27 protein-coding genes are annotated in these 24444 nt (G+C 51.3%); 1 reads left to right on the top strand and 26 read right to left on the bottom strand.

What is annotated here, in order from left to right:
- Positions 1 to 7: 7 nt before the first annotated feature.
- The 16 genes from trmFO to mscL form a co-directional block, all read right to left on the bottom strand.
- Positions 8 to 1330, bottom strand: coding sequence for an FADH(2)-oxidizing methylenetetrahydrofolate--tRNA-(uracil(54)-C(5))-methyltransferase TrmFO (gene trmFO, locus AC3ZPD_RS00260; protein ID WP_490982262.1), 1323 nt, complete (start codon positions 1328 to 1330; stop codon positions 8 to 10).
- A 20-nt stretch (positions 1331 to 1350) separates the two neighbouring features.
- A complete protein-coding gene (gene topA / locus AC3ZPD_RS00255; protein WP_490982261.1) occupies positions 1351 to 3456 on the bottom strand; it encodes a type I DNA topoisomerase in 2106 nt (701 codons plus the stop codon).
- Between the two features lie 63 nt (positions 3457 to 3519).
- Positions 3520 to 4590, bottom strand: coding sequence for a DNA-processing protein DprA (gene dprA, locus AC3ZPD_RS00250; protein WP_490982260.1), 1071 nt, complete (start codon positions 4588 to 4590; stop codon positions 3520 to 3522).
- Between the two features lie 152 nt (positions 4591 to 4742).
- The gene (sucD, locus tag AC3ZPD_RS00245) at positions 4743 to 5672 is read right to left on the bottom strand and encodes a succinate--CoA ligase subunit alpha (RefSeq protein WP_490982259.1); all 930 of its coding nucleotides are present in this window, start codon (positions 5670 to 5672) and stop codon (positions 4743 to 4745) included.
- Between the two features lie 75 nt (positions 5673 to 5747).
- On the bottom strand, positions 5748 to 6908 hold the full coding sequence (gene sucC / locus AC3ZPD_RS00240; RefSeq protein WP_490982258.1) for an ADP-forming succinate--CoA ligase subunit beta: 1161 nt from the start codon (positions 6906 to 6908) through the stop codon (positions 5748 to 5750).
- A 217-nt stretch (positions 6909 to 7125) separates the two neighbouring features.
- The gene (locus tag AC3ZPD_RS00235; protein ID WP_490982257.1) at positions 7126 to 8778 is read right to left on the bottom strand and encodes a YifB family Mg chelatase-like AAA ATPase; all 1653 of its coding nucleotides are present in this window, start codon (positions 8776 to 8778) and stop codon (positions 7126 to 7128) included.
- 125 nt (positions 8779 to 8903) lie between these two features.
- Entirely contained in the window at positions 8904 to 9317 is a 414-nt protein-coding gene (locus tag AC3ZPD_RS00230) for a YraN family protein (RefSeq protein ID WP_490982256.1), read from the bottom strand.
- Entirely contained in the window at positions 9307 to 9621 is a 315-nt protein-coding gene (locus AC3ZPD_RS00225; protein WP_490982255.1) for an EscU/YscU/HrcU family type III secretion system export apparatus switch protein, read from the bottom strand. Before AC3ZPD_RS00225 ends, AC3ZPD_RS00230 begins: the two co-directional genes overlap by 11 nt.
- A complete protein-coding gene (locus tag AC3ZPD_RS00220) occupies positions 9618 to 11771 on the bottom strand; it encodes a TP0910 N-terminal domain-containing protein (RefSeq protein ID WP_490982254.1) in 2154 nt (717 codons plus the stop codon). The genes AC3ZPD_RS00225 and AC3ZPD_RS00220 overlap by 4 nt, the downstream gene beginning before the upstream one ends.
- 52 nt (positions 11772 to 11823) lie before the next feature.
- Complete coding sequence (gene rnhB, locus AC3ZPD_RS00215) at positions 11824 to 12444, bottom strand: ribonuclease HII (protein ID WP_490982253.1); 621 nt, start codon at positions 12442 to 12444, stop codon at positions 11824 to 11826.
- A gap of 35 nt (positions 12445 to 12479) precedes the next feature.
- On the bottom strand, positions 12480 to 13571 hold the full coding sequence (locus tag AC3ZPD_RS00210) for a polysaccharide deacetylase family protein (protein WP_490982252.1): 1092 nt from the start codon (positions 13569 to 13571) through the stop codon (positions 12480 to 12482).
- A gap of 251 nt (positions 13572 to 13822) precedes the next feature.
- A complete protein-coding gene (gene ylqF / locus AC3ZPD_RS00205) occupies positions 13823 to 14689 on the bottom strand; it encodes a ribosome biogenesis GTPase YlqF (protein ID WP_490982251.1) in 867 nt (288 codons plus the stop codon).
- A 33-nt stretch (positions 14690 to 14722) separates the two neighbouring features.
- The gene (gene lepB, locus AC3ZPD_RS00200) at positions 14723 to 15346 is read right to left on the bottom strand and encodes a signal peptidase I (protein ID WP_490982250.1); all 624 of its coding nucleotides are present in this window, start codon (positions 15344 to 15346) and stop codon (positions 14723 to 14725) included.
- Between the two features lie 124 nt (positions 15347 to 15470).
- Entirely contained in the window at positions 15471 to 15815 is a 345-nt protein-coding gene (gene rplS, locus AC3ZPD_RS00195) for a 50S ribosomal protein L19 (protein ID WP_068619397.1), read from the bottom strand.
- Between the two features lie 284 nt (positions 15816 to 16099).
- The gene (locus tag AC3ZPD_RS00190; RefSeq protein WP_490982249.1) at positions 16100 to 16492 is read right to left on the bottom strand and encodes a PIN domain-containing protein; all 393 of its coding nucleotides are present in this window, start codon (positions 16490 to 16492) and stop codon (positions 16100 to 16102) included.
- 199 nt (positions 16493 to 16691) lie between these two features.
- Positions 16692 to 17078, bottom strand: coding sequence for a large conductance mechanosensitive channel protein MscL (mscL, locus tag AC3ZPD_RS00185; RefSeq protein ID WP_490982248.1), 387 nt, complete (start codon positions 17076 to 17078; stop codon positions 16692 to 16694).
- A 187-nt stretch (positions 17079 to 17265) separates the two neighbouring features.
- Here mscL and AC3ZPD_RS00180 point away from each other — a divergent pair, with 187 nt between their 5' ends.
- Positions 17266 to 17481 carry a hypothetical protein gene (locus tag AC3ZPD_RS00180; protein WP_490982247.1) on the top strand — a complete coding sequence of 72 codons (216 nt, stop codon included), beginning with the start codon at positions 17266 to 17268 and terminating at the stop codon, positions 17479 to 17481.
- 113 nt (positions 17482 to 17594) lie between these two features.
- Here AC3ZPD_RS00180 and AC3ZPD_RS00175 read toward each other — a convergent pair whose 3' ends face one another.
- The 10 genes from AC3ZPD_RS00175 to ftsY all read right to left on the bottom strand — a co-directional run bounded on the left by AC3ZPD_RS00175 (position 17595) and on the right by ftsY (position 24328).
- The gene (locus AC3ZPD_RS00175) at positions 17595 to 17759 is read right to left on the bottom strand and encodes a hypothetical protein (RefSeq protein ID WP_490982246.1); all 165 of its coding nucleotides are present in this window, start codon (positions 17757 to 17759) and stop codon (positions 17595 to 17597) included.
- Positions 17760 to 17880: 121 nt separating this feature from the next.
- Positions 17881 to 18270, bottom strand: coding sequence for a YkvA family protein (locus AC3ZPD_RS00170; protein ID WP_490982245.1), 390 nt, complete (start codon positions 18268 to 18270; stop codon positions 17881 to 17883).
- A 91-nt stretch (positions 18271 to 18361) separates the two neighbouring features.
- A complete protein-coding gene (gene trmD / locus AC3ZPD_RS00165; protein WP_490982244.1) occupies positions 18362 to 19189 on the bottom strand; it encodes a tRNA (guanosine(37)-N1)-methyltransferase TrmD in 828 nt (275 codons plus the stop codon).
- Between the two features lie 3 nt (positions 19190 to 19192).
- Positions 19193 to 19711: a ribosome maturation factor RimM gene (gene rimM, locus AC3ZPD_RS00160; protein ID WP_490982243.1), complete on the bottom strand. Its 519-nt coding sequence runs from the start codon at positions 19709 to 19711 to the stop codon at positions 19193 to 19195.
- A gap of 173 nt (positions 19712 to 19884) precedes the next feature.
- Positions 19885 to 20115, bottom strand: coding sequence for a KH domain-containing protein (locus AC3ZPD_RS00155; protein ID WP_094092491.1), 231 nt, complete (start codon positions 20113 to 20115; stop codon positions 19885 to 19887).
- 22 nt (positions 20116 to 20137) lie between these two features.
- Positions 20138 to 20410: a 30S ribosomal protein S16 gene (rpsP, locus tag AC3ZPD_RS00150; protein WP_068694566.1), complete on the bottom strand. Its 273-nt coding sequence runs from the start codon at positions 20408 to 20410 to the stop codon at positions 20138 to 20140.
- 76 nt (positions 20411 to 20486) lie between these two features.
- Positions 20487 to 21872, bottom strand: a complete 1386-nt coding sequence (ffh, locus tag AC3ZPD_RS00145) for a signal recognition particle protein (protein ID WP_490982242.1) — start codon at positions 21870 to 21872, stop codon at positions 20487 to 20489.
- A gap of 117 nt (positions 21873 to 21989) precedes the next feature.
- The gene (gene ylxM, locus AC3ZPD_RS00140) at positions 21990 to 22343 is read right to left on the bottom strand and encodes a YlxM family DNA-binding protein (RefSeq protein WP_490982241.1); all 354 of its coding nucleotides are present in this window, start codon (positions 22341 to 22343) and stop codon (positions 21990 to 21992) included.
- A gap of 207 nt (positions 22344 to 22550) precedes the next feature.
- Positions 22551 to 23198 carry a PAQR family membrane homeostasis protein TrhA gene (gene trhA, locus AC3ZPD_RS00135; protein ID WP_490982240.1) on the bottom strand — a complete coding sequence of 216 codons (648 nt, stop codon included), beginning with the start codon at positions 23196 to 23198 and terminating at the stop codon, positions 22551 to 22553.
- Positions 23199 to 23308: 110 nt separating this feature from the next.
- Complete coding sequence (gene ftsY, locus AC3ZPD_RS00130) at positions 23309 to 24328, bottom strand: signal recognition particle-docking protein FtsY (RefSeq protein WP_490982239.1); 1020 nt, start codon at positions 24326 to 24328, stop codon at positions 23309 to 23311.
- Between the last annotated feature and the right edge of the window lie 116 nt (positions 24329 to 24444).

Genomic DNA, 24444 nt, shown 5'->3' with positions numbered 1-24444 from the left:
ATTAAGGTTATTTAAGTCCGGAAGCCGTAATAAAGGTTTGCAGAGCATTCAACGCACGGTGCGCCAAGGCTTCATATTTCTCTTTCTTCTGCTTGATCCGCGTCTCCAGTTTCGGGAACAATCCGAAATTTGCGTTCATTGGCTGGAAATGCTTAAAATCGGCCGTCGTAATATAACGGGCCATGCTGCCCAGCGTTGTTTCTTCCGGAAAAACGATCCCTTCCTGACCGGAAGCGACACGTGCCGCATTAATACCGGCAATCAGCCCGGAAGCCGCGGATTCGACATAACCTTCAACCCCGGTCATTTGTCCGGCAAAAAACAGCGTTGGCCGATTTTTAAATTGATAAGTCGGCTCCATCAGCTTAGGAGAATTAATAAACGTATTGCGGTGCATGACGCCGTAACGGACAAACTCGGCATTTTCCAGTCCCGGAATCAAGGAGAATACCCGCTTCTGCTCGCCCCATTTCAGATGGGTCTGGAAACCAACCATGTTGTAAAGCGTGCCGGCCGCATTATCCTGGCGAAGCTGCACAACCGCGTAAGGCAGTGTTCCCGTGTGCGGATTGACCAGACCTACCGGCTTCATCGGTCCGAACAAGGCCGTTTGTTTCCCGCGTTTCATCATGACTTCAATCGGCATGCAGCCCTCGAAATAAACCTCTTTCTCGAATTCCTTAAGCTGGGCAACCTCGGCGGAAATCAACGCATCATAAAAAGCGTTAAACTCCTCTTCATTCATCGGACAGTTCAGGTACGCCGCCTCGCCTTTGTCATAACGGGAAGCCAGATACACTTTGTTCATGTCGATGGATTCTTTTTCGATGATCGGTGCAGCCGCATCGTAGAAATAAAAATATTCCTCGCCCATCAGATTTTTGATCTTCTCGGACAGTGCCGGAGAAGTCAGCGGTCCCGTCGCGATTACAACGACGCCCTCTTGTGGGATCTCTTGAATTTCCTCATTGATGACCGTGACCAGCGGATGCTCATGAAGCGTTTTTGTAATTTCTCCGGAAAAACCGTCCCGGTCCACCGCCAGCGCTCCGCCGGCCGGAACCGCGTTGCGGTCAGCCGAGCCAAGGACCAGCGAATTCAGCATCCGCATTTCTTCTTTCAATACGCCTACCGCGTTTGTAAGGCCGTTCGCGCGAAGCGAATTGCTGCACACCAGCTCGGCAAATTGATGGGTATGATGCGCCGGCGTTTTTACTACCGGACGCATCTCATATAAAGTCACGGGTACACCGCGGCTGGCGATCTGCCAGGCAGCCTCGCTGCCTGCCAAACCCGCGCCGATGACGGTGACCCTATTTTGCTCTGTCACTGCTTACAACCTCCATTATGTTAAAGCTCAGCCGCTTCCTCGTTATCCTCTTCCACCATTTCCGTGTGGTCGCAAGACGTGCATTGAAGCTTAACTCCCTGCTTGTTTCGTTTCTCGGTCATCAGCGATCCGCATACCGGACAAGGTTTAGCGGACGGCTTATCCCAGGAAACATAGTCGCACTCCGGATAGCGGTTACAGCCGTAGAAAACGCGGCCTTTCTTGCTCCGGCGCTCAACGACCTGTCCCTCCTTGCATTTTGGGCAGGTAACCCCGATTTCCTTCACGATCGGTTTCGTATTCCGGCAGTCCGGAAATCCGGAGCAGGCCAAAAACTTACCGAACCGGCCCAGTTTATAAACCATTGGGCGGCCGCATTTTTCACAAATTTCGTCGGAAACCTCATCTTCGATTTCGATTTCCTTCATTTCTTCTTCCGCAACCTCAAGACGTTTCTCGAAGGATTCGTAAAATTCGCCCAATACGCGAACCCAATCCTCGGAGCCTTCCTCCACATGGTCAAGATCCTCTTCCATGTTTGCGGTAAACTCTACATCCAGAATTTCCGGGAAAAACTGCTCCATCTGCTCAATAACCAACTCGCCAAGCTCTGTCGGTACAAATTTTTTCTCTTCGATCGCTACGTAGCCACGCTTCTGGATCGTCTCCAGCGTAGGCGCGTACGTACTCGGCCGTCCGATGCCCAATTCTTCCAATGTTTTGACAAGCCGGGCTTCCGTATATCTCGGCGGCGGCTGCGTAAAATGCTGCTTCGGTTCGATGCTTTCCATGACAAGTTTATCGCCTTCCTGCAGAGGAGGAAGATACTTATCATCATCTGATGCCGTACCGTCGTCGCTTCCCTCCACATAAACCTTCATGAAGCCCTGGAAGCGGATCTTGGAGCCCACCGCACGGAATATAACGTCTCCTGCCGCAATATCCACAGACAGCGTATCCAAAATGGCAGAAGACATCTGACTGGCCATAAAACGCTCCCAAACCAGTTTATAAAGCTTATATTGATCTTTGCTCATAAATGCCTTGAGGGAATCCGGATCCCGGTCGATCGAAGTCGGGCGAATCGCTTCGTGCGCATCTTGAGCGTTTGCGGCTTTTTTGGAATACTGACGCGGAGTTTCAGGAGCAAATTCGTTCCCGTATTTATTAATAATATAATCTTTGGCTTCCCCTTGCGCCGATTCGGCGATCCGAGTGGAGTCTGTACGCATGTACGTAATAAGACCAACTGTGCCTTCCTTGCCAAGATCTACGCCTTCATAAAGCTGTTGGGCAACGGACATCGTTTTGGCAGCGCGGAAATTCAGCTTGCGGGCTGCTTCCTGCTGCAAAGAGCTTGTAGTAAACGGCGGAGCCGGGTGTCTTTGGCGTTCTTTTTCCTTAACGGCGCTCACCGTATAATCGGCTTTTTCGATCGCCTTAAGCACTTCCTGTACATCCGCTTCGCTGTGCAGCTCTTTCTTTTCGCCGGATAGTTTGTGGAACTTCGCTTCAAAAGCGGTGTTCCCTGTCTTCAGAGCGGCTGTGATGCTCCAGTACTCTTCAGGTACAAATTCCGAAATTTCATTTTCGCGATCCAAAATGATTTTGACGGCAACGGATTGAACGCGTCCGGCAGACAACCCCTTTTTTACTTTCTTCCATAAAAGAGGACTGATCTTGTAACCCACCAAACGGTCAAGGATCCGGCGCGCTTGCTGCGCGTTGACAAGATCCATATTGATTTTCCGCGGTGTTTTGAAGGCATCTTTAACCGCCTGCTTTGTAATTTCGTTAAAAACGACGCGGCAGCTCTCGCCTTCCTCCAGATCGAGCACGTGCGCCAAATGCCAGGCAATAGCTTCCCCTTCGCGATCCGGGTCAGCCGCCAGATAAATTTTCTTCACTTTTTTGCTGGCATCCTTTAATTCTTTCAGCACGGAACCTTTACCGCGAATGGTTATATATTTGGGATTAAAGTCGTTTTCAACCTCGACCCCGATTTGGCTTTTAGGCAAATCTCGGACATGGCCCATCGAAGCTTTTACGATAAACTTGCTGCCCAGATATTTACCTATCGTTTTTGCTTTCGCTGGTGATTCTACAATCACTAATGAATCCGCCATGGGAGAACCCTCCTCTCTTCCTTGCAAAATACTTGATATTCCGATCGTTTGGCATTTCTCAGTTTAAATTAATTTATAAATAGAGCCCGGCAGTTGTACTGCCTGCTTTTTTATGATTAAAGATAACAGAACTGAATGCAAAAGTCCAAACTCCCAGCCGCTGAGGGTTAACAGCTCATCAAAACTTCTGTTTCCCTGCTCCAACATATGGTATATGCGCTGTTCCTCATCTGTCAACTTGTTTCCATTCTCAGTCAAATTTTCTGCAGGCTCAAAACCGTATTCCTCCAGAATATCGGATGCGCTTGTAATCAGTTTGGCCCCTTGTTTGATCAGATTTAACGCTCCCCTGCTTTTAGGGGAAGTGACTGGCCCCGGCACGGCAAAAACATCCCGGTTCGCTTCCAGCGCCGCGTCCGCCGTAATGAGGGAGCCGCTTCGTTCATCCGCCTCCACCACAACCGTTCCACGGGCCAAGCCGGCGATGATCCGGTTTCGCTGCGGGAACAATCCCGGATGCGGCGGAGTCCCGATAGGATATTCGGAAACAATCAGACCTTGTTCCGCAATTTGCTTATATAACAAGCGGTTCTCCGGCGGATACGGCTGATCGATGGCCGTCCCAAGCACAGCCGTTGTAGGCCCCAGTGCTCTCAGCGCAGCCTGGTGACAAATTCCGTCAATGCCGCGCGCCATGCCGCTAACGACATTCACTCCCTGCTCGCCAAGCGAACCTGCCAGCTGTTCACCCAATTTACGGCCGTAAGCCGTTGGAACACGGGTACCGACCATGGCAATGGAGAACGAAGACAGTAATTTTATTTGTCCTCTCGTATAGAGGACCCATGGAGGATTGGAAATTTCCTTCAATAATAGAGGGTAGTTTTCGTCCAATATCGTAACCGGAATAATTCCTTTTTCCTCCATTTTATGCTGCCGCTCCAGACGTCTTTCGTCATCAAGCGACTCTTTAAGATAACGGACAGCAGCCGGGGCCGTCCCTCGAAGCACCCACTCCTGTTCATCGAAATATTCGGCCTCGGCCATATCACCGTGCTGCATGATTTTGGAAATCGTTTTCCAACCGATTCCTTTTGTGCCATGGAGCACTATCAGCAGTTCTCTTAAATTCACTTCGTCAGCTCCCTATTCCCATGATCCACGATTTATTTTTCAAGCTCTTGTCAGCAGACAGACACAAATAAGCAACCCTCCACCATAAACGGTTGGAAGGTTGCTTACCTTTACCTGTTTATTCCTTATTAGACGAACAAGCTGCTGAAGTCTTAATGAGTTGTGCAGCCCTGCAGCAATCCTTTAGCCTCAAGCACTTCGATCAGCGTGGAGCCCATTTCTGACGGCGTTGGAGCAACTTTGATGCCGCAGGCTTCCAGCTTTTCGATTTTTTCTTTCGCCGTTCCCTTGCCCCCGGAAATGATGGCGCCGGCATGGCCCATTCTTTTCCCCGGAGGAGCTGTAACGCCGCCGATAAATCCAACGACAGGTTTCGTCATGTTGTCGCGGATCCATTCCGCGGCTTCTTCCTCTGCCGTACCGCCGATTTCCCCGATCATGATCACGGCGTGGGTATCCGGATCCTCGTTGAAACGGGACAAAATATCAATAAATTCCGAGCCTTTAACAGGGTCGCCGCCAATGCCAACGGCCGTGGATTGGCCCAGTCCGCGGGTAGATAGCTGGTGAACCGCTTCATAAGTCAAGGTTCCGCTTCGGGAAACTACCCCTACGTGCCCAGGTTTATGAATATACCCCGGCATGATGCCGATTTTACATTCACCAGGCGTAATAACGCCAGGACAGTTAGGTCCGATCAAAACGGAGGATTTGCCTTCCATAAACCGTTTCACTTTAACCATGTCCAGCACCGGAATTCCTTCCGTAATACAGATAACAAGATCCATTCCGGCATCGACCGCTTCAATGATGGAATCGGCGGCAAATGCAGGCGGTACGTAGATGACGCTGGCCGTAGCTCCCGTTACTTCTTTGGCTTCTATGACCGAGTTAAAAATAGGAAGAGTTACAACTTTTCCATCCTCCAGCTCGATGTCCAGATTAGTTCCGCCTTTGCCCGGCGTTACGCCGCCGACCATTTGCGTGCCGTACTCCAAAGCGCCTCTTGTATGAAACAAGCCTGTAGCTCCCGTAATCCCCTGGGTGATGACTTTCGTATGTTTGTCAATCAAAATGCTCATATCAAGGCCTCCTTCAAATTCAACATAGTTAAACCAGGAAACTTCACGAATCAGGCAGGTTATGACTTACAGAACCTACGAGACCAGTTCGACAATTTTCCGCGCCCCATCAGCCATGGAATCTGCGGATACAATGTCGAGCCCCGAGCCTGCCAAAATATTTTTGCCGAGCGCCACGTTTGTGCCTTCAAGACGAACCACCAGCGGACGGCTCAGCCCTACCTGCTTCGCAGCTTCCACGATGCCGGAGGCAATAACGTCGCAGCGCATGATCCCGCCAAAAATATTGACGAAAATGCCTTTCACCTGCTGGTCGGACAAGATGATTTTGAAAGCTTCGGTTACCTTCTCGGCGGTAGCGCCGCCCCCAACGTCAAGGAAGTTGGCCGGTTCGCCGCCGTAATATTTAATAATATCCATCGTCGCCATGGCCAGACCTGCGCCGTTAACCATACAGCCGATGTTGCCGTCAAGCGCGATGTAACTCAAATCGAATTTGGAAGCCTCGATTTCCTTCTCGTCTTCTTCCTCCAGGTCCCGCAAGGCCAAAATATCTTTATGGCGGAACAGCGCGTTGGAATCGAAGTTCAGCTTGGCATCCAGTGCCAACACTTCTCCGTCGCCGGTAACGACCAGCGGATTGATTTCGGCAATGGAACAATCCTTATCCACGAAAGCCTGGTAAAGGGCCTGCATGAATTTCACCGCTTTGTTAACCAGCTCTTTCGGAATGTTAATGGCATAAGCCAGACGGCGGGCCTGGAAGCCCTGCAGACCTATTGCCGGGTCGATCACTTCTTTAAAAATTTTCTCCGGACTATGCGCGGCAACCTCTTCGATCTCCGTGCCGCCTTCTTCGGAACCCATCATGACCACACGTCCTGTAGAACGGTCAACCACTACGCCGATATAATATTCTTTCTTGATGTCGCAGCCCTGCTCGATCAGCAGTCTCTTCACTTCTTTGCCTTCGGGGCCCGTCTGATGGGTAACAAGCACTTTGCCCAGCAGCTCCTGCGCGAAACTTCTTACCTCGTCGATCCCTTTGGCTACTTTAACTCCGCCCGCTTTGCCGCGGCCGCCTGCATGGATCTGGGCTTTAACCACCACTACCGGGGTGCCCAGCTTTTCGGCCGCCTGGACGGCTTCTTCGACCGAAAAAGCCACATGGCCTTCCGGAACGGCTACACCGTACTGTTTCAATACTTGTTTTCCTTGATATTCATGGATATTCATCTGGTTTGAATCCTCCTATCAACGGACGGTTATGAGGGTAATCGATATAAACCCAATTTATTTTAGCACGTTTTTAAAACGCTTTCCTCAAAAAATTCATGATTTATACACATCTTTTTGATATGAAACCCATTCCGTTTTGAGAACGATTACATCTCTTTTATAAAGCCATATATTGCTGACATGAGTTTCGTCATTTTCCTGCAAAATTCTCGCTTCATTCACGGCCTAGAAAATCCAGCTTTTTGTCCAGCTGCCGGTATTGAATCGCTTCGGCAATATGTTCCGCCAGCACCCACTCCCGGTCCTCCAAATCCGCGATCGTCCGGCCCAGCTTGATAATCCGGTCAAAGGCCCGCATGCTTAGTCCAAGCTGTTCAAACGAAGACTTCATCAGCAGATCGGCATCCCTGTGAAGATTGGCTGACTGTCTGAGCCTTGCTCCGGACAACTCGCTGTTCCAGGTCATTCCCGTGTCGCGCAGCCTGTGATTTTGCCGTTCCTGGGCGAACAGCACCTGATCCTTCATCCTCTCCGAGGAAATCGGACGTTCATCGGGCTGCCATCCCTTGGGTCTCGGCACCTCCAGCTGAAGGTCGATCCGATCAAGCAGGGGTCCCGAAATCCGCGAGCGGTATTGCTGGATTCGCCAAGGCGTGCAGGTACAGGCCGGAAGTGGCGGTTCGCTCGAAAAATAACCGCAGTGGCACGGGTTCATCGAAGCCGCAAGCAGAAAATGAGCCGGGTACGTAAACGCCGCTTTGGAACGGCTGATCGTCACAGTTCGTTCTTCCAAGGGCTGGCGAAGCACCTCAAGCACATTGCGGGAAAACTCGGGCAGTTCATCCAGAAACAATACCCCTTTATGGGCGAGGCTGACCTCTCCCGGTTTGGGAATGCCTCCTCCCCCAATCAATCCCCCGGCCGAAATGGTATGATGCGGAGCACGGAAAGCTCTTCTGCGCAGCAGACCGTGAGAAAATTCCTTGAATTTTCCCGCTGCGCTGTATATTTTCGTTACCTCCAAGGCCTCCTCTTCGGACAAGTCGGGCAAAATACCGGGAAGTCTACGGATCAGCATCGTTTTTCCCGTGCCCGGCGGGCCAATTAATATCAGGTTATGCATGCCTGCCGCAGCGATGACAAGCGCCCGCTTCACCTGTCTCTGCCCCAGTACATCACTGAAGTTTTCAACTGCTGATACTTGGCTTTCTTCCCTGCCCCCGGCCATAACAACAGCACTTTCCCGGGTATATTCCCACTTAGACCAAGAGGATGAAAGTTGTGGCGATTCGGCTGGGACGGGTTGAATAGAAGACTCGGATAGAACCGGAGGTCTAAAAGAGAGGGGGAGTCCCCCTTTGACCGCCTGTAAAAAATCCAACTCTCTCAGATGATGAATGCCGTAAATGCGAATCCCTTCCAGCAGCAAAGCTTCGCCTGCATTTTCAGCCGGCAGAAGAACCGATTCAAATCCCTTTCGCCTGGCCAAATCCACCATGGGCAAGACACCGGTAACGGGGCGCAACCCTCCATCCAGCGACAATTCGCCAATAATCATAAGTTTCCCGGGATTAGGAAGGTCGATCTGCCCGCTTGCCTGAAGCAGCCCCAGCGCAATGGCCAAATCAAACGCAGAACCCTCCTTTCGCAGATCCGCGGGAGCCAAATTAATCGTTATCCGCTGCAGCGGGAACGTATAACCGCAGTTTTTAACCGCTGACCTGACCCGCTCGACGGCTTCCCGAACGGCCGTGTCGGGCAGGCCGATAATCGACACCATGGGAAGGCCGCTGCTCAAATCGGTCTCCACCTCGATCAAAACGCCGTCTATGCCGTACAGACAAGCGCTGTGAAGTTTTCCATACATAACAAAAAACACCCCTTCCGCATCATGTTTACACACATGGCTGCAAGAAAAGGTGCTTCCTTATTCTTCCGCATCAGTTCAATTTAAATAAATTGTATAACCGGCCGGCGATAAAGTCAAGCCGATTAAAAGACTCCCGCTAAATGTTCAGCACGGAGCAGCTTTCCTTCTTTATCCAAAATGACGGCAACGACATCAAACCGCACTGCGGCTCCCGATTGTCCGGTTTGATGAAGGTAGACGACCGCGGTTTCTCTGACCTGCCGGATCTTGCGGGAATTGACGGACTCCGCCGGACTGCCGAACCTCATGGCTCCCGCACTTCGGCTTCTGACCTCGACGATAACTACAGTTTCATCATGAAATGCAATAATGTCCAGCTCTCCGCTTCGGCAGCGCCAGTTCCGTTCCAGAATCCGGTAGCCTTTCGACAGCAGCAGCTCCGCTGCTGCCTGTTCGCCTGCCGCGCCCGTGGATTTGCGGTTTTTTGGGGATAAGGAAGCTGCCGGTTTACGGGAAAGGTCATCGTTATAAGCCATAGCCGGAATCCTCTTTTGCCGCACGATTGGAGCGGTAGACAAAACTAAGGATTTCAGCGACGAGCGTATAAAGCTCCGGTGGAATTTGCTGGTCCAAATCAAGTTTGGACAACACCTCCACCAAAGCCGCATCCTCTTGAACCGCAATGCCGTGCTCTTCCGCTTTTTCAAGGATCCTCTGGGCCATGTAGCCCTGGCCTTTGGCGGCTACTACAGGCGCATCCCCGGCGCTTGGATCATATTTAAGGGCTACCGCTTTTTTTCGAAAAAGAGGCTCCTCCTGCTTTGCGTCCTGACTGCTCATATCCGGTAATCCACTCCTCTGTAGACAGGGGGAACATAGGAAGTTGCTCCCGACTGGGAGATACGCTGCCCCTGCTTCTCCCCCTCTGCAAAATAGGAATCCGTTCTCATTGCCACAAGCCTGTAACCGGCCTCCCGAATGGCCGTGCTGATTTCTTCCTGGCGCCCTTCCAAAAAAGCTCCCGCCGCTTCGCCTTCGCTGTGGATCTGCAGGATCACCTTCTTGTCGGCAACCTGTACGTCTACTACCAGCTTGCCAAGCACCGACATATTAAGATCAAACCATAACCGGCAGTTGTCCGGATCCAATTCGCCTTTTTTTCCTCGGCGGGACTGAATTTGGATCGTCGCGGTTTCCCCGCCGTCCGGTCCCTCAAAGGGCAAAAACATCGTAACCTGGGCAAACGGGGCCGTCCGGTCGGTATTGAGCAGCAGCTGCTGACCGGTAAGCTGCTGCACCATTTGTTTGGCAGCCTCCTGCAGCTGCGGCGGCGCATCCGGCGTATCCAGGATTTGAAGCAAAACGCTTTTCAAATTGTCTTTGAGCGCCAGGACCGGATCATCCGCCGTGTCTCCCGCAGCCGGATGGCTGCCGGCGGGCTGAGCGCCGGCAGCGGCCGTTTGAGGCGCCCCCGCATGAACCTCGTCCGCCAAGTGCGCCAAATGCGCTGCGCCTTGCGGAATTCGGGATGCGGAAGCCTGCTCCGCGGAGGGAGGCAGCGCCCCCGGAGCGGGTGTTCCGCCGCGGGTGTTTTCGCCTCCGCGGCGGTCATCGCCCGCAGGATCCGCAGCAGTTTGCGGATCGGCGGGCGGCTCCTGCCCGGCTTGAGCTGGGGCAGGAGCGGTAGAGCCCTGCCCGGCCGTTGCCGGGGCAGGAATAGGCGTGCCCGGGGCCGGCGAAGCCGCCCCGGGGGGCTGTGCGCCGCCGCCAGCGGCTGGCGGCGCCGCTTGCGCAGCAGGCGCGGCTTCGCCTCCTGCTGCCTGTCCGCCGTCCGCGCTAGGCGAGGACGGCGAAACGCCCGGCGGCGCGGATGCCGCCGCCGCTTTTGGCGCTGCCTGCAGCAGCAGCGCCCGGCCCGCCTGCTGCTCGTGCTCCGCACCGAGCAGCTTCAGCACCCGGGCCACCCACGACTCCGTGCCGTGGGTGGGCCCGGGCGGCGCCGCAGCCCCGCCCGGCGCGGGCTGCACTTCCGTGCGCGCCGCTGCCTCAGCCGCGGCGCCGCCCTCAGCAGCCGTGCTTGCACCGGCTGCTGCTCCGGGATCTCCCGCAGCGAGCTGGCGGGAGATCCCGCCGCCTGCAGCGAGCTCGCTTCGCAGCTCGCCCAATACGCTCTGCAGTCTCTGCAGCAGAGCGTCCATGCCCGGCGCGGGCGCTTTTACCGCGCCGCCAGCAGCCGTCTCCCCTGCTGGCGCCCTGCCTTCGGCGGGAGCAGCGGCGTCACCCGTCCCCGCCGCGTCCGCCGTTCCGACTCCCGAAGACGGAGCCAACCCTCCAGCGGCCGTTCCGGTTTGGTTTCCGGCTGCGGAAGGTTGCGGAACAGTTGCAGGCGGCTCCCCAGCCAGCAGCGCGGCCACCTGCTCCTCAAGCGAAGCCAGCAGCTGGTGCACAGGAGGACCATAAATGGCCTGCTGCAGCCCTGTGACGACCTCTCCGCTTAACGGAAGACCACGCTGGACAGCAACGGCTGCCGCATTCACCCATTCCGGCAAAGACACTGCCGCAGGTTTCGTCGCCAAGGTTTTGATCAAGGCGTCCGCTTGTTCGCGGGTAACCGGCATGCCGGCCTGCTGCATCAGACGCACGAGCTCCCGATTATCCGCGGTATCGTCCAGTCCGGCGCTTTTCAAAAGCTGTTCGAAATTGATGTTCGTCCCTCCTGCCGACGTTCCTGTCGGCAGAGGTTTAAAAACGGTTAAACCGTCATGACCGGGAGGCTGGACCTGCATCATCATGGATTGTCCCTGCTGGAGCGGAGTCTCTAGAGCGGCCTTTAATTTGACGCCCTGGACTTCGACCACCGCTTCGGTTCCATCATCGGATACGCTGAGGACGGTTCCTTTGACGACCTGTCCCGTTCTAAGCTCCAAGGTTTTCGCTTCGGAGGGTTGGCTTCTGCCAAGCGTTCCTCTAAGAATAGGACCGATGTTCATGCAAATCCCTCCCTTTCAATATTTCTTAACCCTGTAAATATAAATGCAGCGGCTAGAACAGCTCCTGCTGTTCAGCAAACAAATTCGTCAAAAAACTTCTCCGATGCATCGGCGTAGGCCCAAGCAGCAAAAGCTGCTCCCTGTGCAGCTTCGTCGCGTAACCTTTATGTACTGCAATGCCGTATTCCGGGTATTTGGCCTCCCATTCCCCTTGGCAAAGCCGGTCCCGGGTCACTTTGGCGATAATGGAGGCCGCCGCGATCGACTGGCTGTTCGCATCCCCCTTAATGATGGCCATCTGCGGCAGCGGAAGATCTACCCTTTCCGCGTCTACCAGCAGGAAATCAGGGGTTAACCCCATATGTTCAACCGCCTGCTTCATCGCTAGCCGGGCTGCCTGCTTGATGTTGATTTTATCAATGGTGGCGGCATCCACAAAGCCGACTCCTACGGCCAAAGCCTCCTGCATAATTTCGTCATACAGCTGATCCCGTTTTTTTGAGCTCAGCTTTTTGGAATCGTTAACGCCTTCCAGCACCAAACCTTCAGGCAAAATAACGGCCGCCGCCACCACATCCCCAAAAAGGCAGCCTCTTCCCACTTCATCTATTCCGGCGATATGCCGGTAAGCTTTTCCCCAATATTCTCTCTCGTAAACAAGCAAATCTTCCATCGTTAGCTCCTCTTAAAACAAATCATAGACTGCGGTTATCCGGCTGCTTTCAAACGGTTTTCAAACGTTTTAGGCGGCCGGGCCGAAACATACTTAGGTTGCTCATCCGGTTGAAGCAGATCATAAGGCCGGTTTAAGGTTTGCGTCTGCTTCGGCTCAGGAGCGCCTTCCTTCATGTATTCCACAAGAACGGAAGGATTGTCGTCCGCGCCGCCGGCATTTACCCGGTAGCCGTTCAGCTGTCCGGCATGATCCATGCCCCGCTTGACCGTAAACGTAACCTCTATGCCTAAACTTCGGCAAACCTTGATCGTGTCCTCCGAAAATGCCCCATAAGGAAAAGCCAATACGTCATCCGTATTCCCTACTTCCTCATGCAGCTTGATTTGTGCTTTCAGCAAATCTTTATAAATGCGGCTTTTGAACTGCGCCGTCGTTTCTTTGCCCTTTTTCCCAAAATCAATAGGGCCGGCCAGAACCGCCCGGGTATACCGGTGTTTGGCGTCCGCGTAAGCATAGCTGTGCGAATCGTAAGTATGATTAAAAAAATCAATGCCGTTTCGATGCATTTCCCGAATCTGCTTCCAGGTCAGTTTAGCAATTCCGGGATGTTTCGGATTGTCGACCGTACCCACAATTACAAAGTTCGTTGCCGGAATGTGGTTTTGCTTTAATAACGGATAGGCATCCTGATAAAAAGACTCATAACCGTCGTCAAAAGTCATCAGCACCGCGTTATCCGGTATTTTTCCATGGTGTATAACAAAATTCGTATACTGCTTCATCGTAATCCAGTGAAATCCGTTCGCATTCATCAGCTTCAGCTGCTCTTTGAACTTGCTTAAAACCAGCGTTTCAGGGTCAATCTGCGTATCCGTTACTTCATGATACATCAGCACAATAACCCCGTCCCGATAATACACCGCATTCGGCGACGGAACCGCAGAAGGTTTTCTTTTGATCGGCAGCACCTGGCTCTGTCCAGTAACGGGTATAACTTTTGCTCTTGTGAGCCAATTTCGAACCTCGCTTTTTAAAACGGTTTTTTGTCTGACCGCAACTCCGCCTAAAATCGAAAAAACAAACAAAATGATGACAGCGGAAATAATCCCGGACTTCCTGATCATGATGATTCCCAATCCCCCGTATTAGAAAGTGGCCCTCTTGCCTACTAGATTAACACATGGAAGCGACCGGGCCTAGCCCCGGCCAAGCCCTTTCCGCAGTTCTCCTTTGGCCTTCAGTAATATATCGGCATCTCCCTTGGGTTCATACAGCTTTTATGTAAAGATACCCCCGTTCCCTTATTAAAAAATGCCAAAAAACCGGCGGCACAGCCGACGGCTCTTTTACAAGTGCAAAATGGATGGAGGCCGCCTTAAAATGGCGACTCCTCCAACGTATAACGTCCGGTTTTACCCGCGCGCAGCTCGCGTAGAATAATTCCTGAAGCCTTCGCCAAATCGACCCGGCCGCCGCTGACGATGCAGCCTCTTTTCCGGCCGATCGCTTCCATGATCGCTACAATCTCATCCGGATTTTCAAAATCCTGCGGCTGCTGCTCAAGATCATAACGTTCTTTAAGCTTCGGCCAGTAATAACGGGCCAAATATTTGACCGCAAAAAAAGCGATATCCTCTACATTAAGGATTTCCTCTTTAATCGCTCCGGTCACTGCCAAGCGGTATCCCACATTTTGATCTTCGAATTTCGGCCACAAAATGCCCGGCGTATCGAGCAGTTCCATTTCCGTGCCGACCTTAATCCACTGCTGGCCTTTGGTCACGCCAGGCCGATCGCCGGTAATAGCAATATTTTTGCCGGCAAGCCTGTTGATCAGGGTGGATTTGCCTACGTTAGGAATACCCACGATCAACGCCCTTACGGGCCGAGGGTTAATCCCTTTGGCAATTTGCCGTTCGATTTTCTCTTTAAACAGCTCGCGCGCTTTTTGCGGAATTTCTTTTGTTCCCTGGCCGGTTGAAGCGTTAACTTCCAGCGCGGTATGTCCTTCCGCCGTAAAATACTGAAGCCATTCCTTCGTCATCTCCGGATCAGCCAAATCCGATTTGTTCATCACAATCATTCTTGGCTTGCCGCTTAATATTTCATCGATCATCGGGTTGCGGCTGGACAGCGGCAAACGGGCGTCGACGAGTTCGATGACCACATCGATCAAGCCCAGCTTCTCCTGAATCTGCCGCCGCGCTTTGGTCATATGCCCGGGGAACCACTGGATTGCCATGAATATCACCTCAAGTTCCCTTTTACTTTTCCCTTAAAGTCTTATTAAATGTATTTCCTTGAACGGCCAGAAGATCAGATCAGCGCGCCCTACGATATCCTTGTAGGGTATGTAACCAATCATCCTGCTGTCTTCACTGTCGGAACGATTATCGCCCATGACAAATAAATGTCCGGCCGGTACGGTTCCGTCTGTGAACTGCTCATTCGGAAAATGCCGGCGCTGGTCCTGCGTATCGTCGTTATACAGGGTATTCTCTTTATGCGCGGCTTCAATCGCATCTTTAAGATAAGGTTCATTTACTACCTTGCCGTTGACCGTTACCGTATCACCATCCACTTTTACCGTATCGCCCGGAACGGCAATCACCCGTTTAATGAAATCGCGCCCTTCAGACGGGACGTGAAAAACGATGACCTCACCCTGTTTTGGTTTCTTCACGTCATAAATGAATTTATTGACGATAATTCGTTCACCGGTATGAAAGTTTGGCTGCATGGAAGGACCGTCTACGATAAAGGGCGTAAACAGAATCCAGCGGATCAGAAGAACCAGCACAACGGCAATCAATATTGCTTTTGCCCATTCCGAAGCTTCGTTTCTCTTTTGGTCCGGAACCTGGTGAGATTGCTTCTGCTCTTGGTATGACTGCTCCATGAAAATCACGCCCCCTTTTATCCATTAAAATACAAATTGACCGAATCCGGCCAATAATTAGCTTATTTTTAGATAAAGCAAGGGGGCTTGTTGAACAAGCCCCCTGTTGGTCGTAAACAATAAATTAACGACGCACTTCTTTAATTCTCGCTGCTTTACCGCGAAGTTCACGAAGATAGTACAGCTTCGCACGACGCACTTTACCACGGCGAGCCACTTCGATTTTATCGAGTTTTGGGGAATGAAGCGGGAAAGTTCTTTCCACACCTACACCATTGGAAATTTTACGAACTGTAAAAGTTTCGCTGATTCCACCACCGCGACGCTTAATAACAACACCTTCAAACAACTGGATACGTTCACGAGATCCCTCGATAACCTTAACGTGCACTTTTAAAGTGTCACCAGGACGAAAGCTCGGAATATCCTTGCGAAGTTGTTCTTGCGTAATCGCTTGAACGATATTCATCTAGGACTCCCTCCTTCCACTCAGGTGTTCTTGCCTCTTCCGGAGACTCCCATGTCTCCCTCATTATCCGCAGAGGACCACCGAATTCACAACAAAAGAATTTTATCACATCTGGAGAGGTAAAAGCAATATAAAATTGATTCTAATACCCATCTATTCTTGGAGTTTATCGAAATGAGCATATCAGATTACCTTTTGAGAGAAAATGGACAATTAAAAAAGCTACTCCGTTGGAGCAGCAGTAAATTTAATATCATGTTTTAATATCATGCAACTTTAATGATTTATGTTTGATCTGTCACACTTATAAAATCACTTACAAAATCACCATCAAGGGTTGCAAAATAATCAAAATTATTTAAACGCGAAACTGGGATATGAAAGGCATCGTAAATACCTAACTGCTCTGTACTGGAGATTTGCAGCGCATGAATGAGGGTTTCTTCACTAGAAGCAGGATAGGTGATTTTAATGTTTAGCTGATCTTCTAAGTCTTGAACTAGGGTTTTAAACTTATCTACCGCAAATTGATAATATGATGTTAATTCATTCAAAAAGGCAGGAAACGAAGTTTTGGAATCTTTGATTAATTTCTCGAAATTAAAACTTGCCTCATCGGATATATCAACCAATCCCTTACGAGCATTCGAAGAATTTATAGCAAGCTTATTACGCAATTCACGAGCAGATTACTTCTTACTATGTTGGATAGCATCAGCATTAGATAATGTGGTTGGTTCAGGTTGATTGCGGCCTGTCCCAAAATTGCCAGCAATAAATCAAGATGAAAAAGAAAAACGGATCCTCAGAAGCTGAAGACCCGTTTCTCAAACCGATTTTCGATATTCGGATATAAAACTTGTTTACCCGAAATTTCTAAGACTCCTGCCGCTGCTGCTTCAGCAAGTCCCTGATTTCCGTCAGCAGCATTTCTTCCCGGCTGGGTACGGGAGGTTCGGCCGGTTTTTCCTCGGCTTTTCTTTTGAATCTGCTAAGCAGCTTAATAAAAAGAAAGATGGAAAAAGCGGTCAGCAGAAAATCAATTACGGTTTGAATGAAATTGCCGTATGTAATTGGGGAGTCGCCCACTTTAAGGGACAAGCCCGAGAAATTCAGCCCCCCGATAATAATGCCGATAATCGGCGTAATCAGGTCGTTGACGATCGAAGTGACGATTTTGCCGAAGGCCGCTCCGATAACTACCCCGATAGCCAGATCCAGCACGTTTCCTTTAAATGCAAATGCCTTGAATTCCTTCCACATCTTAGCGATCTCCTTATCCTTTTATCTTTATTGTAAATGAATCATGGCTAAAGAAAAACTATAAATCCGGTCTATTTTTTCTGTTTTCCGAATAAAGATTTAATGTTACAATAAACAACGGCTTGATCGTATGTTGTCTGTTATTGATTTTATCGTTTATCCATCTACATGGTAAAAGGAGTTTCACATGCCCAATACAATTATTGCCAATATAGAGTTTTTTGCCGCTGCGATCTCTCAAAAAATCATTTCGGCTTGGCAGGAGGATCCTGCGGGCGTTTATTGCGAAGTTGGACGCGGGGTTGTCGAGAAATATACGGAAACTTACGTACGGATCCGCAATGTAGAAACCGGCCGGAAATCTTATTATGCCAGAGAAACGACGATGTTCCAAACGGTGTGACCCTCATTTTCGATTTAATAATTACGGAACCCCGCTGCTCCTTTAAGGAACAACGGGGTTCTATTTCTTTTTGCTCGGGCTATCAGGCTATTCTTTGAATCCGGATTAGAATCCTAGCGGGAAGTCTCTTCGTTCGTTTCGGAGCGCTCAGGCTGCTCCTTCGTATAATATGCCAACACGTCATCCACCGTCCGGAAAAATCCGGCATCTCCGGAATGTTTATTTGCCTGGTAAGAATCCTGTACTGCCTTAAAATGATTCGTCTGTTGTGCTGCCATTGCGATTTCATCCTTCCTTGCTCTAGCTGTCGGGAATTGATCCGGTCCTTTTAGCGGGCCCTGTTCTTATTACCCTTAAAGCAGCAAGGATAAACCTGCTCCGGCTTACAGGCGGAGACGTTTAGTCGGGAGGTTCGTTGGGATCCGGAGACGCCGTATCGTTTTTCCCTTTGAAAAATAACGCCGCTTTCTCCCTGTGTTCGTCCGTAATCTGGTTTCCCAGCACCTTGATTGCCGTCAGAATAGCCCCGGCATCGTCGGTAAACCCTACTCCGACCAAAACGTCAGGTACGGCATCGATCGGCGAAATGAAGTACACCAGGGCTGCTAAAGCCACTCCTTTGGCATAAAGCGGGGTTTTAGGATCAAGAGCGCAGTAATAAAGAGCAACCGCATCTTTAGCAAACGGAATTTTACCCGCGGCGGATCTCAATTTTCGAAAAAAGCTCTTCCGTACTGTCTCCTCCTGCTTCGGGTCATAGGCCGCTTTGTTAAGATCAAACGACTTCATACAACATCCCTCCTGTTCATCCTTACCACCCCGACGTAAACGATAAACGAAAGCCGTGCCTCACTAAGTCTGCCGCCCGACGGCTTGCCCCTTAAGCTTCGGGCTTCCGTTCTTCAGCAGCTTTGATTTCCTCCAGCCACAGCTTGTCCTGCTTGGACAGTTCCAATCTGTCCAGCAGCTCTGGACGACGCTCCCAGGTGCGTTTCAGGGCCTCTTTACGCCTCCAGGCCTCGATATTGCTGTGATGTCCGCTGAGCAAAATATCAGGCACCTTCCAGCCGCGGAATTCAACAGGACGGGTATAATGCGGATACTCCAGCAATCCCGTGCTGAACGAGTCCGTCACCGCGCTGGTTTCATTGCCCAGTACGCCCGGGAGCAGACGAACCACGCTGTCCGTAATCACCATCGCCGGCAGCTCGCCTCCGGTCAATACATAATCGCCTACTGAGATTTCGTCCGTCACCAGATGCTCGCGAATACGCTCGTCATAACCTTCGTAATGGCCGCAAATCATGATCAGATGGTCTTCCCGCGACAGCTCCTCCGCTTTAGCCTGCGTAAAAGGTTCCCCTTGCGGACAAAGCAAAATAATTCTTGGTTTCCGGCCGTGCGACTCAGCCCGGCTCTCTGCCCCTTCATGGCTGCTCGGGCTCTTCCCGCCTTGAATCCCTTCTCCTCCAGCCTCATCGTCCAGCAAGGCTTCTACCGCCCGAAAAATCGGATCCGGCTTCAAGACCATACCGCCGCCGCCACCGTAAGGCGTATCGTCTACCGTGCCATGTTTGCTTTCGGAATAAGCCCTGAAGTTGACGGCATTTAAGGACACGATTCCTTTCTCCTGCGCTTTGCCCAAAATGCTCGAGCCAAATACGCCGGTGAACATTTCCGGAAAAAGCGTCAGTACATCTACCCGCATCGTTTACAGCAACCCTTCCATCAGATGGATTTTCACCTGTTTGGCTTGTACGTCCACGTCGAGCACCACATCGTCAATAACCGGCAGCAGCAGCTGCTTGCCGTTTTTCATTTTGACCACCCAGACGTCGTTGGCGCCCGGCCGCAGAATCTCCGTAATGCTCCCAAGCTCTTCTCCTTCTTCGGTCACGACTTGGCAGCCAATGATTTCATGGAAATAATATTCGTCAGGCTCGAGCTCTATGGTTTGGTCCTTGGTTACTTTAAGATCCCAGCCTTTATATTTCTCGACTTCATTAATGTTGCCGAATTCCTTGAGCCTAAGAATATAAGTGCCTTTATTGGGCCGCGACATCTGCACGGTTACCTGCACCTGCTGCCCGTTTTCGGGATTAACCAACAGCAGCTTGTTTCCCTCCGCAAAACGTACGTCCGGAAAATCCGTGCTGGACAATATTTTAAGCTCTCCGCGAATGCCGTGTGTATTCACAATTTTCCCTACTGATAATAACGATTCCGACATAATGCCCTCCTAATAATACGTTTCCAAAAAACTTTGCCATCATCCAAAAATCCGGAGCACCCCAGCCAACCTTCGCAAAAAGCCGGTGTTCGCGGCAAATATAAGCAACCTCACATTCTTATATTTGTACGAAAAAGGGTTAGGACATACATCCTAACCCTCTTTCGTATATCTTAAGATATGATGTCCACGGTAACCCGTTTGTCCATCTTTACAGCTGCTGAAGTCACAACCGTGCGAAGCGCCTTGGCGATTCGCCCCTGCTTGCCAATTACTTTCCCCACATCGTCAGGATGTACGGTCAGTTCATAAACAACCAGATTCTCCTTCTCCACGACGCTTACACGGACATCCTCCGGATGATCAACTAAAGCCTTCGCAATAACGCCGACTAATTGCTCCACAAAGGACCCTCCAAATCAGCCATTATTTTTGCAATTTGGACTCATGGAACTTCTTCATAACGCCCGCTTTGCTAAGCAAGTTGCGAACAGTATCGGAAGCTTGTGCGCCATCCTGCAACCATTTCAGAGCTTTCTCTTCATCGATGTTAACTACAGCCGGAACTGTAGTCGGGTTGTAATAACCGATTTCTTCGATAAAGCGACCGTCACGCGGGGAACGGGAATTCGAAACCACCACGCGGTAGAAAGGAGCTTTGTGAGCACCCATACGTTTCAAACGAATACGAACTGCCATTGAAAATTCACCTCCTTACAAGAATCAACCTGTCAGCATTATCCTCTGACCTGTATCTCATTCATCCCTTTGCCGATTAACGGAAAGGGAATCTCATGCCCTTGCCTGCTTTGCCCTGCATCCCGCGCAGCATCTTCGCTGCTTTGCCGGATTTAGGCCCGCCCATCATGTCCGAGAGCTGCTTCATCATGCGGCGCATCTCGTCAAACTGCTTGATCAGGCGGTTGACGTCGGCCAGATTGGAGCCGCTGCCTGCCGCAATCCGCTTGCGGCGGCTGTGGTTGATCAGATCCGGGTTCTGCTTCTCTTCCTTCGTCATCGAATGGACGATGGCTTCGACACGTCCCATTTGTTTCTCGTCAACCTTGACGTCTTTCATTTGCTTCACTTTGCCCATGCCCGGAATCATGTCCATGATCTGGTCAATCGGCCCCAGCTTCTTCACCTGATCCATCTGCTCCAGGAAATCATCGAACGTAAATTCGGCGTTGCGCATTTTGCGTTCCATTTCCTTGGCTTTATCGGCATCAATGCTCGACTGGGCTTTCTCAATCAGGGAAAGCATATCGCCCATGCCCAGAATACGGGAAGCCATCCGCTCCGGATGGAAAGGCTCAAGCGCGTCAATCTTTTCGCCAAGCGACGCAAACTTGATCGGACACCCCGTAACGGCTTTGACGGACAACGCCGCACCGCCGCGGGTATCGCCGTCCAGCTTGGTCAGCACGACGCCTGTCAGTTCAAGCTGCGCATGGAAGCTTTCCGCCACGTTCACCGCATCCTGACCGGTCATCGCATCAACGACCAGCAGCACTTCGTCCGGCGTTACCGTCGCATGGATCTGTTTGAGCTCTTCCATCAGCTCTTCGTCCACGTGCAGACGGCCGGCGGTATCGATGATCAGATAATCATTGCCGTTATCTTTGGCATGCTGCAAAGCTTGTCTTGCGATTTCAACCGGGCTGACTCCGTCGCCCAAGGTAAACACGGGAACTTTAACCTGCTCGCCGAGCACCTGAAGCTGTTTGATTGCCGCCGGACGATAAATATCGCCCGCCACCAGCAAAGGACGGTGATTGCCTTTCAGCAGCATTTTGGCCAGCTTCGCGGAGGTCGTCGTCTTACCGGCCCCCTGCAAACCCGCCATCATAATGACGGTCGGCGGTTTGTTGCTGCGGGCCAGTTTCGCTTGCGTGCCGCCCATCAGCTCCGTCAATTCCTTGTTGACGATATCGATGATGACCATGCCTGGAGTAAAACTGCCCATCACTTCGCTGCCGACAGCTTTCTCTTTAACCTTGGATATGAATTCCTTAACGACTTTAAAGTTAACGTCCGCTTCCAGCAGCGCCAAGCGCACCTCGCGCATCGCTTCGTTGACGTCTTCCTCCGAAACCTTGCCTTTGCCTCTCAGCTTGCTGAATACGTTCTGCAGACGGGTTGTTAAGCCTTCAAATGCCATTATCCGGTCACCTCACTTTCCTCATGCTATTTGTTCGCTCTTGATGATCTTATTGTAACTTAATGGTTGAATACAGGCCAATTTTCGCCGTTAACCGTTATTCGGTAATCGATATGGCTAAAGCGACTTCAGCTCTTTGACGATGGCAAGCGCCTGTTCTTGATCGGCGGACGATAACGTGCTGCCTTGAAGCAGTTTCTCAAGCCGGATGAGGTCCTCATCCGCTTTCTGCTGCTTCGCCAACAGTCCCAGCTTCTGCTCGTAGGCTTCCAGCATCTGTTCGGCCCGCTTGATATGTTCATATACCGCCTGGCGGCTAATCTCGAATTCAGCGGCGATTTCTCCCAGCGAGAAATCGTCATGGAAATAATATTTAAGGAACGTCTGCTGCTTCTCTGTCAGCAAAAGTTCATAGAAGTCAAATAACAGATTTACTCTGTTTGTCTTCTCCAGCCTATTCTCCTGACTCACTTCGGGCACTCCCTCCGTCAAGGAAAATCACTTTACATAGGCAATCAACGTTTCTTATCATACAAAACGGCAAAGAAGATGTCAAGCGAAAAACCTTAACATCTTCTTTTTGTTGCAGATATGAAGTTTACGGGAACTGAAACCGAAAGCAAAACCGGAACTGAAACCGTCACGGTCACAGACGCGTGCCCAAAAGGCGGGCCGGCCTTAATGCCACGGCAGAAGATAAAGCAATACCGCAAAGAAATGAAGCACACTGCCTCCGAGTACAAACAAATGCCAGACGGCGTGGTGGAAAGGGAACCCTCTCCATACGTAAAACAACGTCCCCAGCGTATAAAGCACGCCTCCCGCTGCAAGCAGCGTGATGCCCGGTGCCGGGACCGCAGCAGTGAGCTCCGGCCAAATGAGCACGATCAGCCAGCCCATGCCGAGGTAGAACAGCGTAGACATGAACAGGAACCTTTTGACGAAAAAGGCCTTGAACACCACGCCAATAACGGCGATGCCCCACACGATGCCGAACAGGGACCAGCTAAGCGGACCACGGGTAGCCACGAGTAGAAACGGCGTGTAAGTTCCGGCGATAAACAAATAAATCGAGGAATGGTCAAAGATTTCGAATAAATCCTTGGCTTTGCCCTCCCTAAGTCCATGAACAAGCGTCGAACAGGAGTACAGCAGCAGCATGCTGACGCCGTAAACCGTAAAGCTGACGACATGCCAGGCGTTTCCTTTTATGCTTGCAAAAACAATGAGCAGAACCAGCGCGGCTGCGCTGAGCAAAGCGCCGAAGCCGTGCGTAACCGCATTGGCCATTTCTTCCCGCCTTGAAAATGTGTGCGTATTCGCCATATTTGACCGCTTCCTTCCGGTAACCGCGACAACCGCTTCGCCAGGACCTTAAACGGATCCGGAAATCCTGGGGATTACCGGAATTTCCTTACCGGAACGGTCAAACTGGCTTATACGTTTGAATTCGCAGCGTTTTCTTTGCTTTCATCCTCTTCCTCTTCGGCAATCAGGCCGGCAAACAGGCCGTGTACAAATTGTTCCGAATCGAATTCCTGCAAATCGTCCATCTTTTCGCCCAAACCGACAAATTTGACCGGCAGGCTCAGCTCCTGGCGAATCGCAACCACGATGCCGCCTTTGGCCGTTCCGTCAAGCTTGGTAAGCACCAGGCCGGTAACGCCGCTTTTTTCGCCGAACAGCTTCGCCTGACTGAGCGCGTTTTGACCGGTCGTAGCATCAAGCACCATCAGCACCTCATGCGGAGCGCCGGGAATTTCCCGCTGAATGACGCGGTAGATTTTGTTCAGCTCTTCCATCAGGTTGGTTTTGTTCTGCAATCGTCCTGCCGTATCGCACAGCAAAATATCCGCACCGCGCTGCTTGGCAGCCTGAACCGCGTCAAACATGACGGCAGCCGGATCGGAGCCCGCCTGCTGCTTGATAACGTCAACGCCTACGCGTTGTCCCCAAACCTCAAGCTGCTCGATCGCGCCTGCCCGGAAGGTATCTCCCGCGGCCATCAGCACTTTTTTGCCCTGCTGCTTAAAGCGGTGGGCCAGCTTGCCGATCGTCGTTGTTTTGCCGACGCCGTTGACACCGACGAACAAAATAACGGTGATGCCGTCCGGGTTCAGGCGGATGGAGTTATCTTCATCCCCGCGCAGCAGCTCGCGGATTTTCTCCGACAATACCGGCTGCAGCTCCGCAGCGTCTTCAATTTTGCTCTGCTTGACTTCCTTGCGCAGGTCGTCGATCAACTCCATAACCGTGTTCACGCCAACGTCGGCGCCGATCAGGATTTCCTCCAGCTCTTCGAAAAATTCCTCGTCAATCTTCTTGCGGCGGGTGACCAGCTCCGCCACTTTCTCGACAAATCCCTTCCGGCTTTTCTCCAGGCCTTCTTTAAATTGCCGGGTTACGGATTCCGTCTTGGATGAAATGCTTTCTTTCAGTTTCTTGAAGAAACTCATTTATATCCCCCTACATCTCCGTTCCCTCCGGTTATAACGGCTGTGAACGGAGTCCCTTATTATTTTATCCATCCGGCCGGAAATAGGTTCCTGCCTATATTATGACATTCCGCCCG

The organism is Paenibacillus mobilis, from assembly GCF_058267595.1.
This window is presented reverse-complemented; position numbering and strand designations above follow the sequence as displayed.

What these genes read in the sequence shown, in the direction of transcription:
- AC3ZPD_RS00210 (WP_490982252.1), bottom strand. Translation starts at nt 13,571, where the DNA reads ATGATCAGGAAGTCCGGGATTATTTCCGCTGTCATCATTTTGTTTGTT.
- ftsY (WP_490982239.1), bottom strand. Translation starts at nt 24,328, where the DNA reads ATGAGTTTCTTCAAGAAACTGAAAGAAAGCATTTCATCCAAGACGGAA.
- AC3ZPD_RS00225 (WP_490982255.1), bottom strand. Translation starts at nt 9,621, where the DNA reads ATGAGCAGTCAGGACGCAAAGCAGGAGGAGCCTCTTTTTCGAAAAAAA.
- topA (WP_490982261.1), bottom strand. Translation starts at nt 3,456, where the DNA reads ATGGCGGATTCATTAGTGATTGTAGAATCACCAGCGAAAGCAAAAACG.
- rplS (WP_068619397.1), bottom strand. Translation starts at nt 15,815, where the DNA reads ATGAATATCGTTCAAGCGATTACGCAAGAACAACTTCGCAAGGATATT.
- rpsP (WP_068694566.1), bottom strand. Translation starts at nt 20,410, where the DNA reads ATGGCAGTTCGTATTCGTTTGAAACGTATGGGTGCTCACAAAGCTCCT.
- trhA (WP_490982240.1), bottom strand. Translation starts at nt 23,198, where the DNA reads ATGGCGAATACGCACACATTTTCAAGGCGGGAAGAAATGGCCAATGCG.
- AC3ZPD_RS00175 (WP_490982246.1), bottom strand. Translation starts at nt 17,759, where the DNA reads ATGGCAGCACAACAGACGAATCATTTTAAGGCAGTACAGGATTCTTAC.
- sucC (WP_490982258.1), bottom strand. Translation starts at nt 6,908, where the DNA reads ATGAATATCCATGAATATCAAGGAAAACAAGTATTGAAACAGTACGGT.
- AC3ZPD_RS00235 (WP_490982257.1), bottom strand. Translation starts at nt 8,778, where the DNA reads ATGTATGGAAAACTTCACAGCGCTTGTCTGTACGGCATAGACGGCGTT.
- AC3ZPD_RS00230 (WP_490982256.1), bottom strand. Translation starts at nt 9,317, where the DNA reads ATGGCTTATAACGATGACCTTTCCCGTAAACCGGCAGCTTCCTTATCC.
- ffh (WP_490982242.1), bottom strand. Translation starts at nt 21,872, where the DNA reads ATGGCATTTGAAGGCTTAACAACCCGTCTGCAGAACGTATTCAGCAAG.
- trmD (WP_490982244.1), bottom strand. Translation starts at nt 19,189, where the DNA reads ATGCGGGTAGATGTACTGACGCTTTTTCCGGAAATGTTCACCGGCGTA.
- mscL (WP_490982248.1), bottom strand. Translation starts at nt 17,078, where the DNA reads ATGTGGAAGGAATTCAAGGCATTTGCATTTAAAGGAAACGTGCTGGAT.
- sucD (WP_490982259.1), bottom strand. Translation starts at nt 5,672, where the DNA reads ATGAGCATTTTGATTGACAAACATACGAAAGTCATCACCCAGGGGATT.
- AC3ZPD_RS00220 (WP_490982254.1), bottom strand. Translation starts at nt 11,771, where the DNA reads ATGAACATCGGTCCTATTCTTAGAGGAACGCTTGGCAGAAGCCAACCC.
- lepB (WP_490982250.1), bottom strand. Translation starts at nt 15,346, where the DNA reads ATGGAGCAGTCATACCAAGAGCAGAAGCAATCTCACCAGGTTCCGGAC.
- rnhB (WP_490982253.1), bottom strand. Translation starts at nt 12,444, where the DNA reads ATGGAAGATTTGCTTGTTTACGAGAGAGAATATTGGGGAAAAGCTTAC.
- ylqF (WP_490982251.1), bottom strand. Translation starts at nt 14,689, where the DNA reads ATGGCAATCCAGTGGTTCCCCGGGCATATGACCAAAGCGCGGCGGCAG.
- AC3ZPD_RS00180 (WP_490982247.1), top strand. Translation starts at nt 17,266, where the DNA reads ATGCCCAATACAATTATTGCCAATATAGAGTTTTTTGCCGCTGCGATC.
- AC3ZPD_RS00170 (WP_490982245.1), bottom strand. Translation starts at nt 18,270, where the DNA reads ATGAAGTCGTTTGATCTTAACAAAGCGGCCTATGACCCGAAGCAGGAG.
- rimM (WP_490982243.1), bottom strand. Translation starts at nt 19,711, where the DNA reads ATGTCGGAATCGTTATTATCAGTAGGGAAAATTGTGAATACACACGGC.